Source organism: Dokdonella sp. (assembly GCF_039926425.1).
Taxonomy (GTDB): domain Bacteria; phylum Pseudomonadota; class Gammaproteobacteria; order Xanthomonadales; family Rhodanobacteraceae; genus Dokdonella_A.
This window is the reverse complement of sequence record NZ_JBDSWZ010000251.1, coordinates 13,526-30,554: the sequence shown is the minus strand read 5'-3', so window position 1 is coordinate 30,554 and position 17,029 is coordinate 13,526. Positions and strand designations below refer to the sequence as shown.

Genomic DNA, 17,029 nt, shown 5'->3' with positions numbered 1-17,029 from the left:
CACAAAAGCCACTCTCACGAAAGCCGCTCCCACACGCGCCGCTCCTGCGGTGGATTGACAGACCTGGTCTTCTAGACCGCTGAACCTGCAAGCTTTGCGCGCGCTGCGGGAGTCGACTCGACCCGTGGCAGGAGCGTCAACACCGCGGGATCGGTCGGGACCGCTCGTCGCGTACATCGTCGATGTCCGCGACCGGATTCAACGGGACGCGGGAATTTGCCTGCATCGTCGCCTGCCGACAACCTTTGCTCACTGAGTGCCTTGGCGGGTCACAACGGCGACTGGGTGGTTTCACCCAGCATGCGCCGGGCACAACGCCCACGCTGTCCACTGCGCAGCCGCAAGCTATCGACGCGCCGCATCCACTGGACTACTGTCACTGCGTTGATCAGGCGGGACAATCGGCGCCGCGTTGCGCCCAGTGAGGGTCGTGTGTTCCATCGTCGTAACCGCCGTGCCGTCGCACCCGCCCTACTTGCGGGTTGCATTGCGTTGCTCCATTTCGGATGTGCCGGTGCGACGGTGGTCGTCACGATCAACGGCAACAAAGCAAAGGCCGACATCACGCTGCCGGCACCGTCCGGCAGCTACACGGCCGAATTCGAGCTCGAGTTCGAGAATCCGGTCAACCTGACGATACCGTGCCTCGGCATCGATGCCGACGTGCTCGATGCGGGCGAGATCGCGAGCATCAACGGACGCCTTCCCGATCCTGGCAACCAGGCGATCGATCCGGCGTTTCCGGTCCGCGTGACGGTCGAGCCGCCCGCCGGTTGCGGCCTGCAGTTCTACTACGACGTCAAGGTCGACCTCGATACGCCGGATCTCGTCTACACGCCGCAGTCCACCTATCGGCTGGTCAAGGCGGCGGTCGGCGGCATCGCGCCGTTCCATGACCTCACGATGTCGGTCACCGCAGGCAGCGTCCGCGTGCGCGGACAGGCCGGCGGCTTTTCCGAATTCGTCGTCGTGAAAGACGCCAGCCAGAATTATTCAACCGATGCGAACCGGACGTACGACGCCCTCGACGCACGCCTCGCCGACCCCGGCATCGGCTTGACGGCACAGCTGACGTTGCAGAGCGATCTGGCGTTGAGCCGCGCCGCGTTCACGGCCGGCAACTACCCGCAGGCCGATGCCTATCTCGACGACCTCGATCTGCACTGCGCCCAGCTCGGCGGACCTGCGCTGCCGAACACGTGGCGCTCGTTGCGCGATCTCGTCAATGCCGAAGGAGAAGTCGTCGGCTTCACCGGCAATCTCCATTTCCTTCTCGGGCGCCTCGGCGGGTCCCCATGAGCACACCGCCGCCGTGCCTGCCAAGCTGAGCATCCACGTCCCGGGTGAACCGGTCATCGTGCGCGTCGTCGACGAGGGCCGGTTGCTGTTCCTCGGACGCGACATCGCCTGCGACATCGTGATCGCGCACGAATCGGTGTCGCGCCGGCACGCGCAGATCCTCGGCAATCCGCTCGCGTGGAACGTCAGCGACCTCGGCTCGAAGAACGGCATCCGCCTCGATGGCGAGCGCGTCACCGCCGCCGAGCTGACCGGCGCGTGCTGGTTCGCGATCGGAGACGTGTTCTGCGAGTTCGAGCGGATCGACGCGAAGGCACAGGCGCATTTGCACGCGCGCGCCGCCGAGCGGCGCAGCTCGTCGATGGCGTGGGCCGCAAGGATCGACGGCGGCAGCCGCAGCGACCGTCTCGTCGCCGACCTCCTGCGCGGCATCGTCGATGTCGCCGAATGCCAGCGTGGTGTCCTGCTCACCGTCGACGACACGGGGCAGATGCGCTGGCGCGCGAGTTGCTCGCTGAGTCCGGAAGACGTCGCAGGCAGCCGCTTTTCCGGCAGCCGCAGCGCGGTGGAACGGACGATCCTCGATCGCCGCCCGGTGTATCTGTCCGATCCGCGCGACCGCGCGTGGCTGCAGGGTCAGGCCAGCGTGATCGCGCACGGCATCCGCGCACTGGCATGTCTCCCGCTGGAGCATGCGGGACGCTTGCTCGGCGTCGCATACGCGGACACCAGCGATGAGCAGAAGGTCTTCACCGATCTCGATGCCGAACTCCTCGGCGCGTTCGTCGATCACGCGGCGTCGGTGTTCGCCGCGGCGGAGCTCGATGCCCAACTGGCCGACATGTCGGTCTGGTTTTCTGTCGAGGGAACGCAGGCGGACCGCGCCACCGGCGTTGCGCCTTACTGGAAATCTCCCGACGCGAGCGCTTCGGCGGGACAGCCCGCGTGACGTCTCCCGGCCGGAGCATGGAGCCGGATGCAACGGTCGCCAGCGCGACGGTCACCGGCATCCTCGCCGCGGCGGATCTTCGTCGCGGCGAAATCGTCGCCGGCCGCTATCGCATCGAACGGCTGCTCGGCATGGGCGGCATGGGCGTCGTCTATCTCGCGCGCGACATCGAGCTCGACATCGACATCGCGCTGAAACTGCTGCGCCCCGAGCTCGCGAGTCGACCCGATGCGTTCGAGCGATTCCGGCAGGAACTGCTGCTCGCGCGGCAGGTGTCGAGCCCGCACGTCGTGCGCATCCACGATCTTGTCCGCCACGGGGCGGCGTGGCTGATCAGCATGGACTACGTCGCCGGATCCTCGCTCGAACGCGTGCTCGACAACGAAGGTCCGCTCGCCCCCGATCGTGCGATCCGCATCGCGCGCCAGCTCGCACTCGGACTGTCCGCCGCGCACCATCGCGGCGTCGTGCACCGGGATTTGAAACCCGCCAACGTGCTGGTCAACGAACAGGGCGATGCGTCGATCACCGACTTTGGCGTCGCGCGTTCGGCCGGCAACACCGGCATCACCGGCAGCGGCGTCATCATCGGCACGCCGGAATACCTGTCGCCCGAGCAGGCTCGCGCGGACCCGCTGGACGGACGCAGCGATCTCTACGCGCTCGGACTGATCCTCTACGAAATGCTCAGCGGAACGCTTCCGTTTCGCGGCGGCACCCCGGCCGAGATGCTCGCGCAGCGCATCGTGCGCGACCCGCCGCCAGTCGACAGCGTGAAGCCGGGCCTGCCGTCGTTCGCCGTGCGCCTGTGCACACGACTGCTTGAACTGAAACCCGCGCGACGATTCCAGACAGCCGACGATGTCGTGCGCGCGATCGATCACAGGCGCGTGCCCGGATTGCCACATGCACGACGCCGCGGATTCGCGCTGGCCGCGGGCATCGCGATGGCGCTTCTCGCCGTCGGTGCGGGCTGGCGCTATTGGCCGGCGCCTGCACCGACCGCGGCGAACCCGACAGCCGCGGTCGCCCCTGTGGCACCGCTGGCACTCGCGCCGCTGCCGCTGACCACCGCCAGCAAGAAGCCTGCGGACCTTGAACTCGCATCCGGCATCGGCCAGCGCCTCGCCGACACGCTGGCGACCACGGCCGACTTCGGCAGCGCCGACCCGCTGCGTGTCGCGCGCGCGCTGACCGAGCTCGGTTACGACGCGCCGACCGCAATGCGCCACCGCGCGCGTGTCGCGGAAGCGCTCGGCGCGCGCGACCTGCTCGAGGGGGAGCTGATCCACACCGACCAGGGCCTCGTCGTCAAGCTTGCCGTGGTTGCACCGGACTCGGGCCAGGCGCGCTGGACGGGCGAGACGCCCGTGTCGTCTGTGCAGACGCTGCCTGCGGCGTTGCAGGTTCTCCAGCAGGCGTTGCAGACCAGGCTCGATGCCGGCGCGCCGCGCGCAGAGGCGTGGCCGGCAACGCAGGCGCTCGAAGCGATCGGAACCCGGCAGCACTCCGCGCCTGCTGCTTCGGATTTGCAGGCGTCCCTCGACGTCGCTCGCCAGTCCGGCGATCCGCTGGTGTGGTGGTCGCTGCTGCAATCGCTCGATCACGCAGGCCGGACGGCGGATGTCACGAGCGTTGCACGTCAGGCGCAGGAGAATCTTGCGAAGGCGTCGACCGCCGACGCCCGCAGGACGCAGGCGTACGCGGAAGTCCTTCTCGGCGACAGCGAAGGGGCGCTGAAGCAGATGGAACCCTGGGTGAAGACGGTTACGACCGACCATCCGGCACGTCTCCTGCTTGCGCGCGCCTACGGCGATCTCGGCCAGTTCGACGAGGCGGACAAGACGCTGCACGCGCTGGTCGCCGAGGATCCGCGCAACGCCGATGCGTGGTATGCGCTTGGCAAGAACGCGATCCAGGCCGGCGATTCGAAACGCGCGGTCGACGACTACCTCGTTCACGCGCAGGTGCTCGCGAATCGCCTCGACGACGATCGCCTCAAAGCCGACATCGTGCATGCACTCGGCCTGGGCTACCGCAGCCTCGGCCAGCTGCCGATCGCCGCCGAACAGTTCGAGAACGCTGCGCGCCTTCGTGCCGCGCGAGGCGACCTGCGCGGGCAGGCCGTGTCGTTGCGGAATCTGTCGTCGGTCCGCTCGGTCCAGGGCGATTTCAAGAGCGCGCAGAGCCTGCTCGACAGTGCGAAGGCAATCCTCGAACCGCTCGGCGACGTCGGGGCGATGGCCGACGTGCTCAACGATACCGGCGTGCTGTACGAGGAACGCGGCGACTACCGTCGCTCGCTCGATGCGTACCGCAGCGCGCTCAATCTCTACCAGAGCCGCAACGACCTGCATCAGGTCGGCAACGCGCTGATCAACGTCGGCTTCACCTACTACCAGGTCGGCGAATTCGACAACGCGGAGGTGTACTGGAAGCAGGCCGCGGCAACCTACGCGAAGATCGAGGACAAGTCGGGAGCGGTCAACGCACGGCTGAGCCTCGGGCTCGCGCAGACCGCACGCGGTGATTTCACTGCGGCGCGCGAATCGCTGGAGGGCAGCCTGCGCGAAGCGGAAGAATCGCAGCTGGCCGAAGCACGCGTCATCGGTCTCGCCAACCTCGCGGAGCTCGACCGGCTCGAAGGCCGCATCGAACGTGCGTCCCAGCATGCGGCAGAAGCGCTCGCGCTGTTCACCACGCGCGACGATCCGCGCGGCAGCACCGAGATGAAACTGCTGCGCAGCGCGATCTTTGCCGACGTCGGCGATTGGGACAACGCCGGACACGCACTCGACGGACTCGACGCGGAGTCGGTGGCCAACGAGGAGCAGGCCGGCCTGCTCGCGTTGCGCAAGGGCGAGGTCGCCTACGGCCGCGGCGATGCACGGACTGCGACCGCGCTGGCCGACGAAGCGATTGCCGGCGCCCGCAAGGCCCACAGTCTCGGCACGGAATTGTCCTCACGCCTGCTTCGCTCCCGTGCGCTCGCGGCATTCGGCAAGCCGGCGGATGCTGCGCGCGAGATGGCGAGCGTGCACGAGGGCGTGGCACGTTACGCCAGCGTTCCGCTGCGGCTGTCGCTCGCCGAAACCGAACTTCGCGTTGCTCCGCAGAAAGGCGTCGCTGTCTATCGTGAAGCGCGCGCGCTGCTGGCCCGCTTGCCCGATTACGGTCGTGCGTTCGAGATCCACGCGCTCGGCGCGGACGCGTCGGCAAGAACTGCAGGCGGTGAGGCGGCCGAAGCGCGCCGCGCCGCGGGCACCGCGTACTCGACCTTGCGCGCCGCCACACCCGAAGCCGGACATGCCGCGCTCGCGGTGTTGGCCGCATCGATGGGCATCCCAGTGGACACTGCCAGATGAAACGCGAAACGCCGATCCATCCACGCGCCATCCTGCGGCCGGACGGCGCGGAAATGCGCGAACAGCTGACGCGGCTGCGCGAACAGCAGGAGCAGTTGTTCGCCCAGCTCCACTCGGGCGAACAACATTTCAAGCAGCTTGCACGTTCGGTCTGGCGTGTCCAGGAAGACGAGCGTCGCCGCCTCGCGCGCGAACTCCACGACGGCATCGGCCAGCACCTCACCGCGCTGCGTCACAGGCTCGACGTGCTGGCGCGATCGGAAGCGATTGCCGAGGCTGGCAACGGATCGCTTCAGCAGGCGCTGCAACTGTGCGACATCGCGATCCAGGAAACGCGCACGCTGTCGCGCCTTCTGCGTCCCCAGATCCTCGACGACCTCGGCCTCGAAGCGGCGCTGCGCTGGCTCGCGCGACATACCGCGGAGGGCACGGGCTGCACGATCGACGTGGAGGTCGGTACCCTGCCCGGCCCGGTCGACAGCGATCTGTCGACGCTGCTTTTCCGCGTCGCGCAGGAAGCGCTGGCGAACGCGCAGAAGCATTCGAAGGCGCGCAACGTCGTCGTCCGCCTCAGTCATCGTGCCGGACATCTCCAGCTGCTGATCGTCGACGACGGCCGCGGATGCGACACCACGGCAGCATTCGCGAAATCGAGTTCCGGGCACAGCACGGGCCTTGCGAGCATCCGCGAACGCGTGCGCCTCTTCGGCGGGCAGTTTTCGCTCGAGTCGCAACCGGACGAGGGACTTCAGCTGCGGGTCGTGCTGCCTTTCGACACCGGCAAGGCGCTGCCGTGAGCCGCATGATCCGCGTCGTGGTGGCCGACGATCACACCATCCTGCGAGAAGGCCTGGTGTCGCTCCTCAATGCGAGCGGTGATTGCGACGTGGTCGCGCAAGCTGCCGATGGAATGAGTGCGGTGGAGCTCGCTCTGAAGACGCGTCCGGATGTCGTCGTCGTCGACATCTCGATGCCGAGGCTCAATGGCATCGAAGTCGTGCGGCGGCTGCACAAGGAACTGGAGAACACGCGCGTGCTCGTGCTGACGATGCATGCGGAAGAGGAATATGTGCTGCATGTGGTGCGGGCCGGCGCGTCCGGGTTCCTGCTGAAGGACAGCGCGACCGGCGAATTGCTGAGCGCGGTGCGCGCGCTGGCCGGTGGGCGCGGATATTTCGGCGCGCACGCCTCGAAGGTGCTCGCGCAGCAGGTGCAGAAGCCGAACACGCCGATCGAGGATCCGTATCGCGATCTCACCGCGCGTGAGCGCGAGGTGTTCCATCTGATCGCGGAAGGTCTGACGACGAAGGAAATCGCAAAGCAGATCGGCACGAGCACGAAGACCGCGGAGAACCATCGTTTCCGCGTGCTCGACAAGCTGGGTGCACGCAATACGGCGGAACTGATCCGCTACGCCGTCAAGCACGGCCTGCTCGACTGACGCACCGATGGTCAAGCCACGCTAGTAGCGACCAGGCCTCGCAGGCGCGCACGTATTCATCGCCGGCAATTCGAATCCGTCGCCGAAGACGAGATCGCCCGCCGGCATGAGATGCGCCTGCCCGCTGTGGTCGAGTGGGCCCGCCGAACCGGGTGCAGCAACGACCCAGTGCGTCGGATCGGCGGCCACCGTCCAGCCGACCAGATCGCCGAGCGTGATCGCGCCGATGATCGATTCGTCGGTCCGTGACCATCCGGATGCAGTGCGGACGAATGAATAGGTCGCGCCACACGAGTTGAACGCGAAAGGCGCGCCGACCAGCGCGCCGTTGCCACTGAGCGCGACCGACCAGCCGAATCTGTCGCCTTCCGCGCCACCGGATCCGGTCAGCTGTTCGTGTTGCGTCCACGCCGCGCCGGTCCGTTCGAAGACATAAGCGCTGCCTGATCGGACGCTGGTCACTGGAACGCCCCCGAGCGGAGCGCCGACGAGCGCGCGATCGCCGTCGATCGCAACGGCCGTACCAAAACTGTCGCCGTTGCCGGACGACTGCAGCGTCAGCTTCGCCTGCTGCAGCCACGCGGTTGCGCTTCGGACGAAAACGTATGCAGCGCCATTCGCGAACTGCCCGACCCCCGACGATTTGAGCGGCGCGCCAACCACCAGCGTGTCGCCAGCGATCGCCATGCTGCGGCCGAATCCATCGCCCGCTGCCGGATCGCCGGCGCCGAACCGGGTGGCCTCATTCCACGAGGAACCCGACCGGTCGAACACGTAGACAGCGCCGGCGCGCTCGTCGGCGCCCGGTGCGGCGATCGCAAGATGGTCGCCTGCCATTGCGAGCGTACGGCCGAACCCGGTGCTCGACGCCGTGCCGAAAGCAGTGAGCTTCGCCTGTTGAACCCAGGTCGAACCGGATTGGACGAACACGTAGACCGCCGCCGGGGATTGTCCGGGAGCACCAACGGCGAGCGTGCCGCCGGACAACGCCAGCGACGCTCCGAAACGGTCGCCGGCCGCAAGGTCGGTCGGTGTGAACAGGAACGTCTGCGTACACGGCGCGTTGGTGCAATCGAACGCGTAAGTGGCTCCTGTCGACTGACTCGCGCCCGGACTGGAGCCGATCAAGCGGTTGCCATCGACCGCGAGCGCGAATGCGAACTCGTCACCCGGCTGCCCAGGACTCCAACCGTTGCCGCCGGTTGCGATGGTGGACGCGGCCGTGCTGGCGCCAACGAGGCCGAGCAGCAGGACGGCAAGACCCGCGAGGCGGCGCAACCCATCCAAACGGCCGCGCTGCGTGTCGGCAACGACACGGGCAAGACGTCTTGGGCGGTTGGGCGCGCAGGGGGGCATGGCGCGATTAGCGGGTGCGCGCGCCGGGCTGTCAAGCGCGCACTGGGGGTTTTGTCTCAGGCCTCCCGCCACCGCAAACCTCGATGACGGTGCGGAACGCGGGCGTTCGTCCAGCAGCAGCGACCTCAGCGCGACGGCGTCTCGATCACTCCGCTGACCGCGGGCATCAGCGGCTCGAGCGTGCCGATCGAATGCCCCTGCTCCGCGAGGTATTCCAGCCAGCGATTGAGGAACGAACTCATGCGGACACGTCGCTGGAGCACACTTCTCGCCGGCTGCATCGGCCCTATCGCTCGAATGAGGCGGCGGTCGGCGCGGCAGTCGAGTACTTCCGCCATGTGAGCATCGTGATACATGCGCAACTGTGCAGACGGTGCGCTCTCGCCCGTTTCGCTGTCGACAAAGCAGTAGGTGAGATGCAGGTCTAGCGTATAGCGATGGCGCTCCAGGACATCGAGCCGCACGTCGAGACCATCGTCCAGCGACGACAGATAACTGCCGATCGGCAAGTCCTTCGGACCGAACATGCGTGCGAGGCGGTGATAGTTTTCGGCATGCAGACCCATCAACCACGCGAAGCGGCTGGGCAGAAGCGATTGCGGACGTTCGATGACTGCGGACATGGACCGATCATAGGCGGGGCGACGGCGAGCGCATAGTCTGTTGCGATCGTCGTCTGGCCGGTTAAGATGGGGTTCGACGGACGGCTTGCAACCGAAGCCACCGCGCTTTCCACATTCAACACCTCGACCGCGTTTCCGCCTGACCTTTCCGGTCCGCGCTCGCCCGATGGATCTCCCCGGCTCCACACTCCTCTTCCGCAAGACCGACGCGCCTTCTGCGGCGAGCCCTGCTGTCGGAGGACATCACGTTCCCAGTAAATCGCGCGGGCGAAGCATTGCGCTTCGCCCGCGCGATTGCCTCAGTGCTTGATCGCAATCGGCATGTGCAGCAGCGGCAGCAGCACGTCGTTGCCCGCAAGTTCGAGGTGGTTGAAATTCCAGCCGGTCGCCAACGCCGTTCCGTTGATCGTCACGGTGATGACCTGGGTGGCACCTGCGGCAATCGTGAACGTGGCTGGCACGACCGTCGCTGCAGCGGCTGTCGGACCCGTGAACGTCAGTGCGTAGTCGCGCGACACCAGCGAGGTGCTACGCACCGTGCGGGTGAAACTGCAGGTGGTCGCGCAATTCTGGCTGGCCATGCTCGCCAGATTCAGTGTGGACATGTCGCCGCTCGCGGAAGGATTGGCCGCAACGAAATTCGCATTCGTTTCGTCCATCACCAAGCCGGTGAGCGCCGCGCGTGTCAGATCCACTCGGCCGGAGCCGAGATCCCACGCATCGACATCGCTGCCATCCGCACGGATCAGTCCGGTGCGCTTGGAGGTGAGGTTGATCGCCGAACGGATTTCGGTTGGTGTCCATGTCGGCTGCAGCGCACGAAGCAACGCACCCGATCCGGTCGTGTGTGGTCCCGACATCGACGTGCCGTTTTCCATCGCTGTCGCGGTCGCTCCGCCAAATGCTCCGGCGTAGGCCGCAATGATGTCGACGCCGGGTGCCGTGATATCCGGCTTGACGATCACCTGGTTGAGCGACGCGAGCGGGCCGCGCGAACTGAAGTCGGCGACGACGTCGCCGCGCTGCGGGAACGACGCAGTCGGCAGCAACAGCGATGCGGTGGCGGTTGAAGGGTTTGTCTGGATCTGCGCCCACGCCTGATCCCAGTCGGCGCGCAGCATCGACCATGAAGTGTCGCTCGCACCCAGATTGATGAAGTCGCGGTCGACGAAGATCACGCCGATTGCGCCGGCGGTCAACGCAGCGGTGCGACGCGCGATACTGCCGCAAGCGCTGGTATTCGGGTCGAGCGCGAGCACCGCGATTGCACCGACGCGCGCCGGCTCCACCTCACCCTCGAAGCCATCGGCGAACACGACATCGGAATCGGGCTGCGCGACCGCGGTGAACGTCTCCGCTGGATAGGCCGCACAGCCGTCGTTGGCGCCGTCAGCGAAATTCGGGCTGCGGACAATGGGCGCCGAGACGATGCTCGCCGACGGCAAGGGCGGCGCGGCTGGTCGCAGCGGCAGGTTCTGTGTCTCGGGCGGCGGAGTGCCCGGCCCGGTGAGGTTGAACGCGAATCCGATCACGCTGTCCTTGGTCGACGCGCCGACGGTTTCGACCCACGGTTCGACGTGGTTGATCGTGCCCGCGTCGGGACCGTCGTTGCCGGCCGAGGCCGCGACGAACATTCCTGCATTGACCGCGTTGCGGAACGCGATCGACACCGAATCGCCCCACGGCGAGACACCACCGCTGATCGAGAAGTTGAGCACGTCGGCCTGATCGATCACTGCCTGGTTGACCGCCTGCGACGATGCGCCCTGGCCGCAACCGGTGGTGCAGACCCGATAGGCGATCACGTTTGCATGCGGCGCGACGCCGGAAATGGTGAAGTTGCTTCCGCCAAACGGCGCCGACCAGTGGTTGCCGGCAACGGTGCTCGCGGTGTGCGAACCGTGGCCGCCAAGGTCCACCGCGCTGCGCGTCGCCGACGTGGTGGTGAAGTCGTACATGCCGATCAGCTTGTCGTTGCAGCGTCCGAGGTCGGCGTTCGGCGGCGTCGGACCGCACAGGCCGAGGTAGGTACCGCTGCCATTCGGGTTCACGTGAACGTAGCCGTCGATCGGACCGACGGCGGCAAATGCAGGGCTTTCCCAGTTGATGCCGGTATCGAGGTCCGCGATGACGATGCCTTCGCCCTGCGTCATCACGCCGTTCGATGCGGTGCCGTCCCAGATCAATGGCGCGCCGATGAATGCAGGGCCACGGTCGGTCAGCAGCGCCCGGATCTGCTCGCGTTCGACGAGCTCGACGTCGGGCCGTTGCGCAGCGATCGCCGCCTCGCGTTCGTCGATTTCGACGATCACCGCATTGAGCGCATGTTGCATCGTTGCAACCGCTGAGATGCTGCGCCCGACCGACGCAGACAGCGCGCCGAGGAATGCCGACTGCACCTGCGCGAGATGGGCGGCGTATGCGACGGATGCAGGCGCCTTGACGTCGAGACGTCCCGCCTTGCTGCCGTTTGCGAATCGGCCAGCTGCTGCGAATCCGGCGACTCCGCCGCGATACGAGGCCACCGGTTCGTCCTTGAGAAGGATGGTGTAGCGGACACGCGCATTGTCCGTCGGCGTCGCTGCAACAGCAGCGCCGCTCGCCGCGCTCGCGACGACCACCGGCAGAGCGAGTCCGAGGCACAGAGCAGCGCACACGGCGCCGACCAGCGGCTTGAGAATGATGTTCGACGACACGGACACAGGTACAGGCATGGCTCGGCTCCAGGCAGGATCGGATCTCGGCAGGGCCGGCGCACGTCTCCCCGGCGCCGGAACACCGAGCATACCGAGTTTGATCACAACGGCGACCGCCTCTAGGCGGAGTTTGGGCACGCTTGGGCGACTCGCCGCGCGCACGGAACCAGATGCTGACTCGCATCGCCATCGGCGTGCCTGCTTTTTCTGCCGTCATTCCCGCAGAAGCGGGACTCGCCCTGCGACCACCTGACGTGACGCTCCGGCCATCACGCTGGAGCGATTCCCCCTTTCGCGGGAATGACGGCAGTGGTAGGAAGAACGCTGGCCGTCCCGGTGATGAACCATGCAGCGCAGACGCTAGAAAAGGTGCTTCTCGATCCCGAGCTGCGCAAGGATCTTGCTGCCAATCTCCTCGATCGACGTGTGCGTGGTGTTCTGCACCGCGATGTTCTCGCGACGGAACAGCTTGTCTGCCTGCTCCAGTTCCCAGCGGCATTGCTTGAGTTCGGCATAGCGGCTGCCGGGCCGGCGCGCCTCGCGCACCTGGGCGAGACGCTGCGCGTCGATGGCGAGGCCGTAAAGGCGGGCGCGGTGTGGCGCGAGCCGCTTCGGCAACTCGAGACGCTCCAGGTCCTCTTCGGTCAGCGGATAATTCGCCGCCTTCACGCCATAGTGCAGCGCCATGTAGAGGCAGGTCGGCGTCTTCCCGACGCGCGAGACACCGACCAGGACCACATCGGCGTCGGCGTAATTGACGTCGATGCCGTCGTCATGGGTCAACGCGTAGTTGGTCGCGTTGATGCGCGCTTCGTACTCGGTGAAATCGGTCAACCCATGCGCCTTGCCGACGCGGCCGGAGCGCGGCGCGCCCAGCTCTGCCTCCAGCGGTCCGATGAACGGTGCGAACACATCGAGCATCAGCGCACCGCTCTCGGCGACGATGTCGCTGAGCTTCTTGTCCATGATCGTGTTGACCACGATGGGCCGCGCACCGGTGGTTGCGTAGGCGGTCTTGATGCGCACGGCGGCGATCTGCGCCTTGTCGTCCGCATCCACGAATGGCAGGCGGTAGGTTTCGAAGTCGACCGTGTCGAACTGCGTGAGCACGCTGTGGCCAATGGTTTCGGCGGTGATGCCTGTGCCGTCCGAGACGTAGAAAATCGTGCGGCGCATCGGGATTCCGGGGACTGGGGCAGCACGAGTCTAATCGAAGCACCGCTCGTCAATGCGGTCTGAACCCGCATTCAGGCCTGGCGCTTGCCCCCTCGCCTGCAAAGCCCGAACATTGACGGCTCGCCGTGTGGCCCGGCTCTCATCATCTCGTGGAGTATCCCTTGAGCGACCTCGTTCTCTGGCTCGATTCGCTGCGCATGACCGACCTGGCGAAGGTCGGCGGCAAGAACGCCTCGCTCGGCGAAATGATCGGCAACCTCGCCAACCTCGGCGTGTCGGTTCCTGGTGGATTCGCAACCACCGCGCAGGCGTTCCAGGATTACCTCGAGAAGAGCGGCCTCGCCAAGCGCATCCTCGACCGTCTTGCGACCCTTGATGTGGAAAACGTCGACGAACTGACCAAGGCCGGCCCTGAGATCCGCGGCTGGATCGTCGATACCGCGCTGCCGGCCGATCTCGACCAGGCGATTCGCGACGCCTACGCCAAGTTGTGCAAGGACGCCGGCGCCGACAACGTCGCGGTCGCCGTGCGCTCGTCCGCCACCGCCGAGGATCTGCCGGATGCATCGTTTGCCGGCCAGCAGGAAACGTTTCTCAACGTGGTCGGCATCGACGACGTGCTGCACAAGGTCAAGGAAGTGTTCGCGTCGCTCTACAACGACCGCGCGATCGCCTACCGCGTGCACCATGGCTTCAAGCACGAGGACGTGTTTCTTTCCGCCGGTGTGCAGTTGATGGTGCGCTCGGACATCGGCGCCGCCGGCGTGCTGTTCACGCTCGACACCGAATCGGGATTCCGCGACGTGGTGTTCGTCACCGGCAGTTACGGGCTCGGCGAGATGGTCGTGCAGGGCGCGGTCAATCCCGACGAATTCTACGTGTACAAGCCGACGCTCAGTGCCGGCAAGCCGGCGATCCTGCGCCGCCAGATCGGCGCCAAGCAGCAGCGGATGGTGTATTCGTCGACACCCGGCGAACGCGTTCGCATCGAGGACACGCCGCCGGCCGATCGCCGCAGGTTCTGCCTCAGCGATGAGGATGTGCATGAGCTGGCAAAGCAGTCGCTGGTCATCGAAAAGCACTACGGCCGCCCGATGGACATCGAGTGGGCAAAGGACGGCGGCACCGGCAAGCTCTACATCGTGCAGGCGCGACCTGAAACGGTGAAGTCGCGCGCGCGCACCACGCAGATTGAACGCTTCCAGTTGAAGGAGCACGGTAAAACCATCGTCGAAGGCCGTTCGATCGGCCAGAAGATCGGCTCCGGCAAGGCGCGCGTGATCCGCAGCATCAAGGACATGAGCCGTGTCGAGCCGGGCGACGTTCTCGTCGCCGACATGACCGATCCCGACTGGGAACCCGTGATGAAGCGCGCCGCTGCAATCGTCACCAACCGCGGCGGTCGCACCTGTCATGCGGCGATCATCGCGCGCGAACTGGGCGTGCCTGCAATCGTCGGGACCGGCAACGGTCTGGAAATGATCCAGGACGGTCAGGACGTCACGATTTCCTGTGCCGAGGGCGACACCGGTTTCGTCTACGAGGGCCAGCTCGCGTTCGAGCGCATCACCGCCGACCTCGATTCGATGCCGCCGGCACCGCTGAAGATCATGATGAACGTGGCGAATCCGGAGCGCGCATTCGATTTCGCGATGCTGCCCAATGCTGGCGTCGGTCTCGCGCGACTGGAGATGATCATCGCGAGCCATATCGCGGTGCATCCGAAGGCACTGCTCGAGTACGCGCAGCAGGATGCCGAAACAAAGCGTCTGATCGACGAACGCACCGCAGGGTATGCGAACCCGGTCGACTTCTACGTCGATCGCCTCGCCGAGGGCATTGCAACGATCACCGCGGCCTTTGCTCCGAATACGGTGATCGTGCGGCTGTCGGATTTCAAGTCGAACGAATACGCCAACCTGATCGGCGGCAAGCGCTACGAACCGCACGAGGAAAATCCGATGATCGGCTTTCGCGGCGCAAGCCGCTACGTCGATCCGACGTTTGCCGACGCATTCGCGCTCGAGTGCCGCGCGATGAAGAAGGTGCGCGACACGATGGGGCTGACCAATGCATGGGTCATGATCCCGTTCGTGCGCACGCTGGAAGAAGGCCGCAAGGTGATCGAGGCGCTGAAGAAGAATGGCCTCGTTCAGGGCGAGAACGGCCTGAAGATCATCATGATGTGCGAGTTGCCGTCGAACGCGTTGCTCGCAGACGAGTTCCTCGACATTTTCGACGGCTTTTCAATCGGCTCGAACGACCTGACCCAGCTGACGCTCGGACTCGATCGCGACTCCAGCATCGTCGCGAACCTGTTCGACGAGCGGGACCCCGCGGTCAAGAAGCTGCTCTCGATGGCAATCCAGTCGGCGAAGAAGAAAGGCAAATACATTGGCATCTGCGGCCAGGGTCCGAGCGATCACCCGGATCTCGCGGAATGGCTGATGGACCAGGGCATCGAGTCATTGTCGCTCAATCCCGATACCGTCGTGGATACGTGGCTGAAGCTCGCGAAGAAGAAAGCGGGCTGACATCGCGTTACAGTCGGTATGTCTTCATCAACGCGGGAAGCGGTGGTTTCTGAACGTTCGCAGTCGGGATTTTTTTCGTCCAAGGAGGCACCGGTGTCGACATTGAAAGCGGGAATCGCAGGATTGGCGATGGCATTCGCGATGCCATTTGCGTCTGCCCAGCAAGGGTCGCCGACGCTGTCGATGCAATTGGATGGAGACATCCGGATCGCGCCGGACGGCAGCGTGAAGGACTACAAACCGCGTGCCACCCTTGCGGCCCCGATTGCCACATTGATTGAAAAAAGCGTCCTTGGATGGCATTTCGACCCGGTCGTCGTCGACGGTGTGCCGGTCACCGCCAGCACGTCCGTACACCTGAGCTTGAGCGCCGAGCCGATCGCGAACAGCGGGGATTTCAAGCTCCGGATCGTCACAGTGACGTTCGGCGAACCTTCCCGACTCGGCAAGATGACGCCGCCGAAGTACCCGGAGGATGCGGCGCACGCCCACCTCGAGGCCCGTGTGACGTTGTTCCTCCAGCTCGACGAAGCGGGCAAGGTCGTGAAGGCCGAGCCTTACCAGACCAGTCTCGGGGCGCGCGCTCGAACGGAAGGCGAGGCCGAGGGGTGGCGCAAGCGATTCGAGCGCGCGAGCATCGCGGCAGCAATGAAATGGCAATACAACCTGTCTGAAAAGGTCAACGGCAAGCCGATCGGCACGAGCGTGCTGGTCCCGATCGAATATTCGATGTCCCGCTCGGGCGGTCGCGAGCGCTGGAAAGCATTTATTCCCGGCCCAGTACACGCCGGGTTGTGGGCAGGGCAGCTCGTAAAGCCCAGTGACAGCAGCCTCGCTTCTATTTCCGACGGCAACGCGTTGCCGATCGATTCGCGATTCCGCCTGAAGGACGATGTGGTCGGCAAGACGCTCTGAACCCCGCGGTCGGCTCCGCGTGAACGGCGAGCGCCGGAGCGATGGAGGTGGTACAACGGACTGATCGGGTGCTACCGGGAGACGGTCCATGCGTCGATTGATTTCCATCGCGGTGATGCTGGTCTTGTCGACGTCGTCTTCAGCGTCGACAGCGCCGCCGCTGACCCTGCGGACCATGACGCAGCAACCGGCCGACTTGAAGCACTCGGTCATCGGGCCCGACGGATCTGTCGGGCATCCCGGCGGCGACTGCAACGACACCGATTCGAACATCCATCCGGGGCAAGCGGACATCGTCGGCAATGGCATCGACGACAACTGCAATGGACTCGCTGACGAGGCAGCCAACGGTGATCCGTCGACTGACGGAAGCGATGCGGACGGGGACGGCAATACCATTGCCGCCGGTGACTGCAATGACCTTGTCGCGTCGGTGCATGCCGGCGCCCTGGAAATCATCGGCGACCTGATCGACAACAACTGCAACGGCCTCGCCGACGAGGACGAAAACGGGAATCCGTCGAACGACACGGTTGACCACGACGGCGACGGCGTCGCGATGGCGCCGGACCGTATCTTCCTCGACGGCTTCGAAGGCTGACGGCGCAGTCGCACCGCAACGCCGACCGTACACCTCCAATCCACGTTCGTCGCGATAGCGCCCGCAAGCACCTG

Annotated in this window: 12 protein-coding genes; 8 read left to right on the top strand and 4 right to left on the bottom strand. The window is 65.7% G+C overall.

Going from position 1 to position 17,029, the window contains the following annotated elements; all coding sequences use genetic code 11:
- Positions 1-432: 432 nt before the first annotated feature.
- The 5 genes from ABIV12_RS14600 to ABIV12_RS14580 are packed head-to-tail and all read left to right on the top strand — an operon-like array spanning position 433 to position 7,054.
- A complete protein-coding gene (locus tag ABIV12_RS14600) occupies positions 433-1,299 on the top strand; it encodes a DUF6689 family protein (protein WP_348060583.1) in 867 nt (288 codons plus the stop codon).
- A 13-nt stretch (positions 1,300-1,312) separates the two neighbouring features.
- Entirely contained in the window at positions 1,313-2,248 is a 936-nt protein-coding gene (locus ABIV12_RS14595) for a GAF domain-containing protein (protein ID WP_348060581.1), read from the top strand.
- A complete protein-coding gene (locus ABIV12_RS14590; protein WP_348060579.1) occupies positions 2,245-5,613 on the top strand; it encodes a protein kinase in 3,369 nt (1,122 codons plus the stop codon). The genes ABIV12_RS14595 and ABIV12_RS14590 overlap by 4 nt, the downstream gene beginning before the upstream one ends.
- A complete protein-coding gene (locus ABIV12_RS14585; RefSeq protein ID WP_348060577.1) occupies positions 5,610-6,410 on the top strand; it encodes a sensor histidine kinase in 801 nt (266 codons plus the stop codon). Before ABIV12_RS14590 ends, ABIV12_RS14585 begins: the two co-directional genes overlap by 4 nt.
- Before the next feature lie 5 nt (positions 6,411-6,415).
- Positions 6,416-7,054: a response regulator transcription factor gene (locus ABIV12_RS14580; protein ID WP_348060588.1), complete on the top strand. Its 639-nt coding sequence runs from the start codon at positions 6,416-6,418 to the stop codon at positions 7,052-7,054.
- A gap of 21 nt (positions 7,055-7,075) precedes the next feature.
- Here ABIV12_RS14580 and ABIV12_RS14575 read toward each other — a convergent pair whose 3' ends face one another.
- The 4 genes from ABIV12_RS14575 to ABIV12_RS14560 all read right to left on the bottom strand — a co-directional run bounded on the left by ABIV12_RS14575 (position 7,076) and on the right by ABIV12_RS14560 (position 12,911).
- The gene (locus tag ABIV12_RS14575; RefSeq protein ID WP_348060575.1) at positions 7,076-8,410 is read right to left on the bottom strand and encodes an FG-GAP repeat protein; all 1,335 of its coding nucleotides are present in this window, start codon (positions 8,408-8,410) and stop codon (positions 7,076-7,078) included.
- Positions 8,411-8,535: 125 nt separating this feature from the next.
- Positions 8,536-9,033: a DUF1249 domain-containing protein gene (locus ABIV12_RS14570; RefSeq protein WP_348060573.1), complete on the bottom strand. Its 498-nt coding sequence runs from the start codon at positions 9,031-9,033 to the stop codon at positions 8,536-8,538.
- A 299-nt stretch (positions 9,034-9,332) separates the two neighbouring features.
- Positions 9,333-11,747 (bottom strand): S8 family serine peptidase, encoded by a 2,415-nt coding sequence (locus ABIV12_RS14565; RefSeq protein ID WP_348060571.1) that lies wholly within the window; start codon positions 11,745-11,747, stop codon positions 9,333-9,335.
- 342 nt (positions 11,748-12,089) lie between these two features.
- Positions 12,090-12,911 (bottom strand): pyruvate, water dikinase regulatory protein, encoded by an 822-nt coding sequence (locus ABIV12_RS14560; protein WP_348060585.1) that lies wholly within the window; start codon positions 12,909-12,911, stop codon positions 12,090-12,092.
- Positions 12,912-13,066: 155 nt separating this feature from the next.
- On the opposite strand from ABIV12_RS14560, the gene ppsA reads away from it, so the two are divergent.
- The 3 genes from ppsA to ABIV12_RS14545 all read left to right on the top strand — a co-directional run bounded on the left by ppsA (position 13,067) and on the right by ABIV12_RS14545 (position 16,955).
- The gene (gene ppsA / locus ABIV12_RS14555) at positions 13,067-15,439 is read left to right on the top strand and encodes a phosphoenolpyruvate synthase (protein WP_348060569.1); all 2,373 of its coding nucleotides are present in this window, start codon (positions 13,067-13,069) and stop codon (positions 15,437-15,439) included.
- Positions 15,440-15,532: 93 nt separating this feature from the next.
- Entirely contained in the window at positions 15,533-16,354 is an 822-nt protein-coding gene (locus tag ABIV12_RS14550) for an energy transducer TonB (protein ID WP_348060567.1), read from the top strand.
- Between the two features lie 88 nt (positions 16,355-16,442).
- Positions 16,443-16,955 (top strand): putative metal-binding motif-containing protein, encoded by a 513-nt coding sequence (locus ABIV12_RS14545; protein ID WP_348060565.1) that lies wholly within the window; start codon positions 16,443-16,445, stop codon positions 16,953-16,955.
- Positions 16,956-17,029 lie beyond the last annotated feature (74 nt).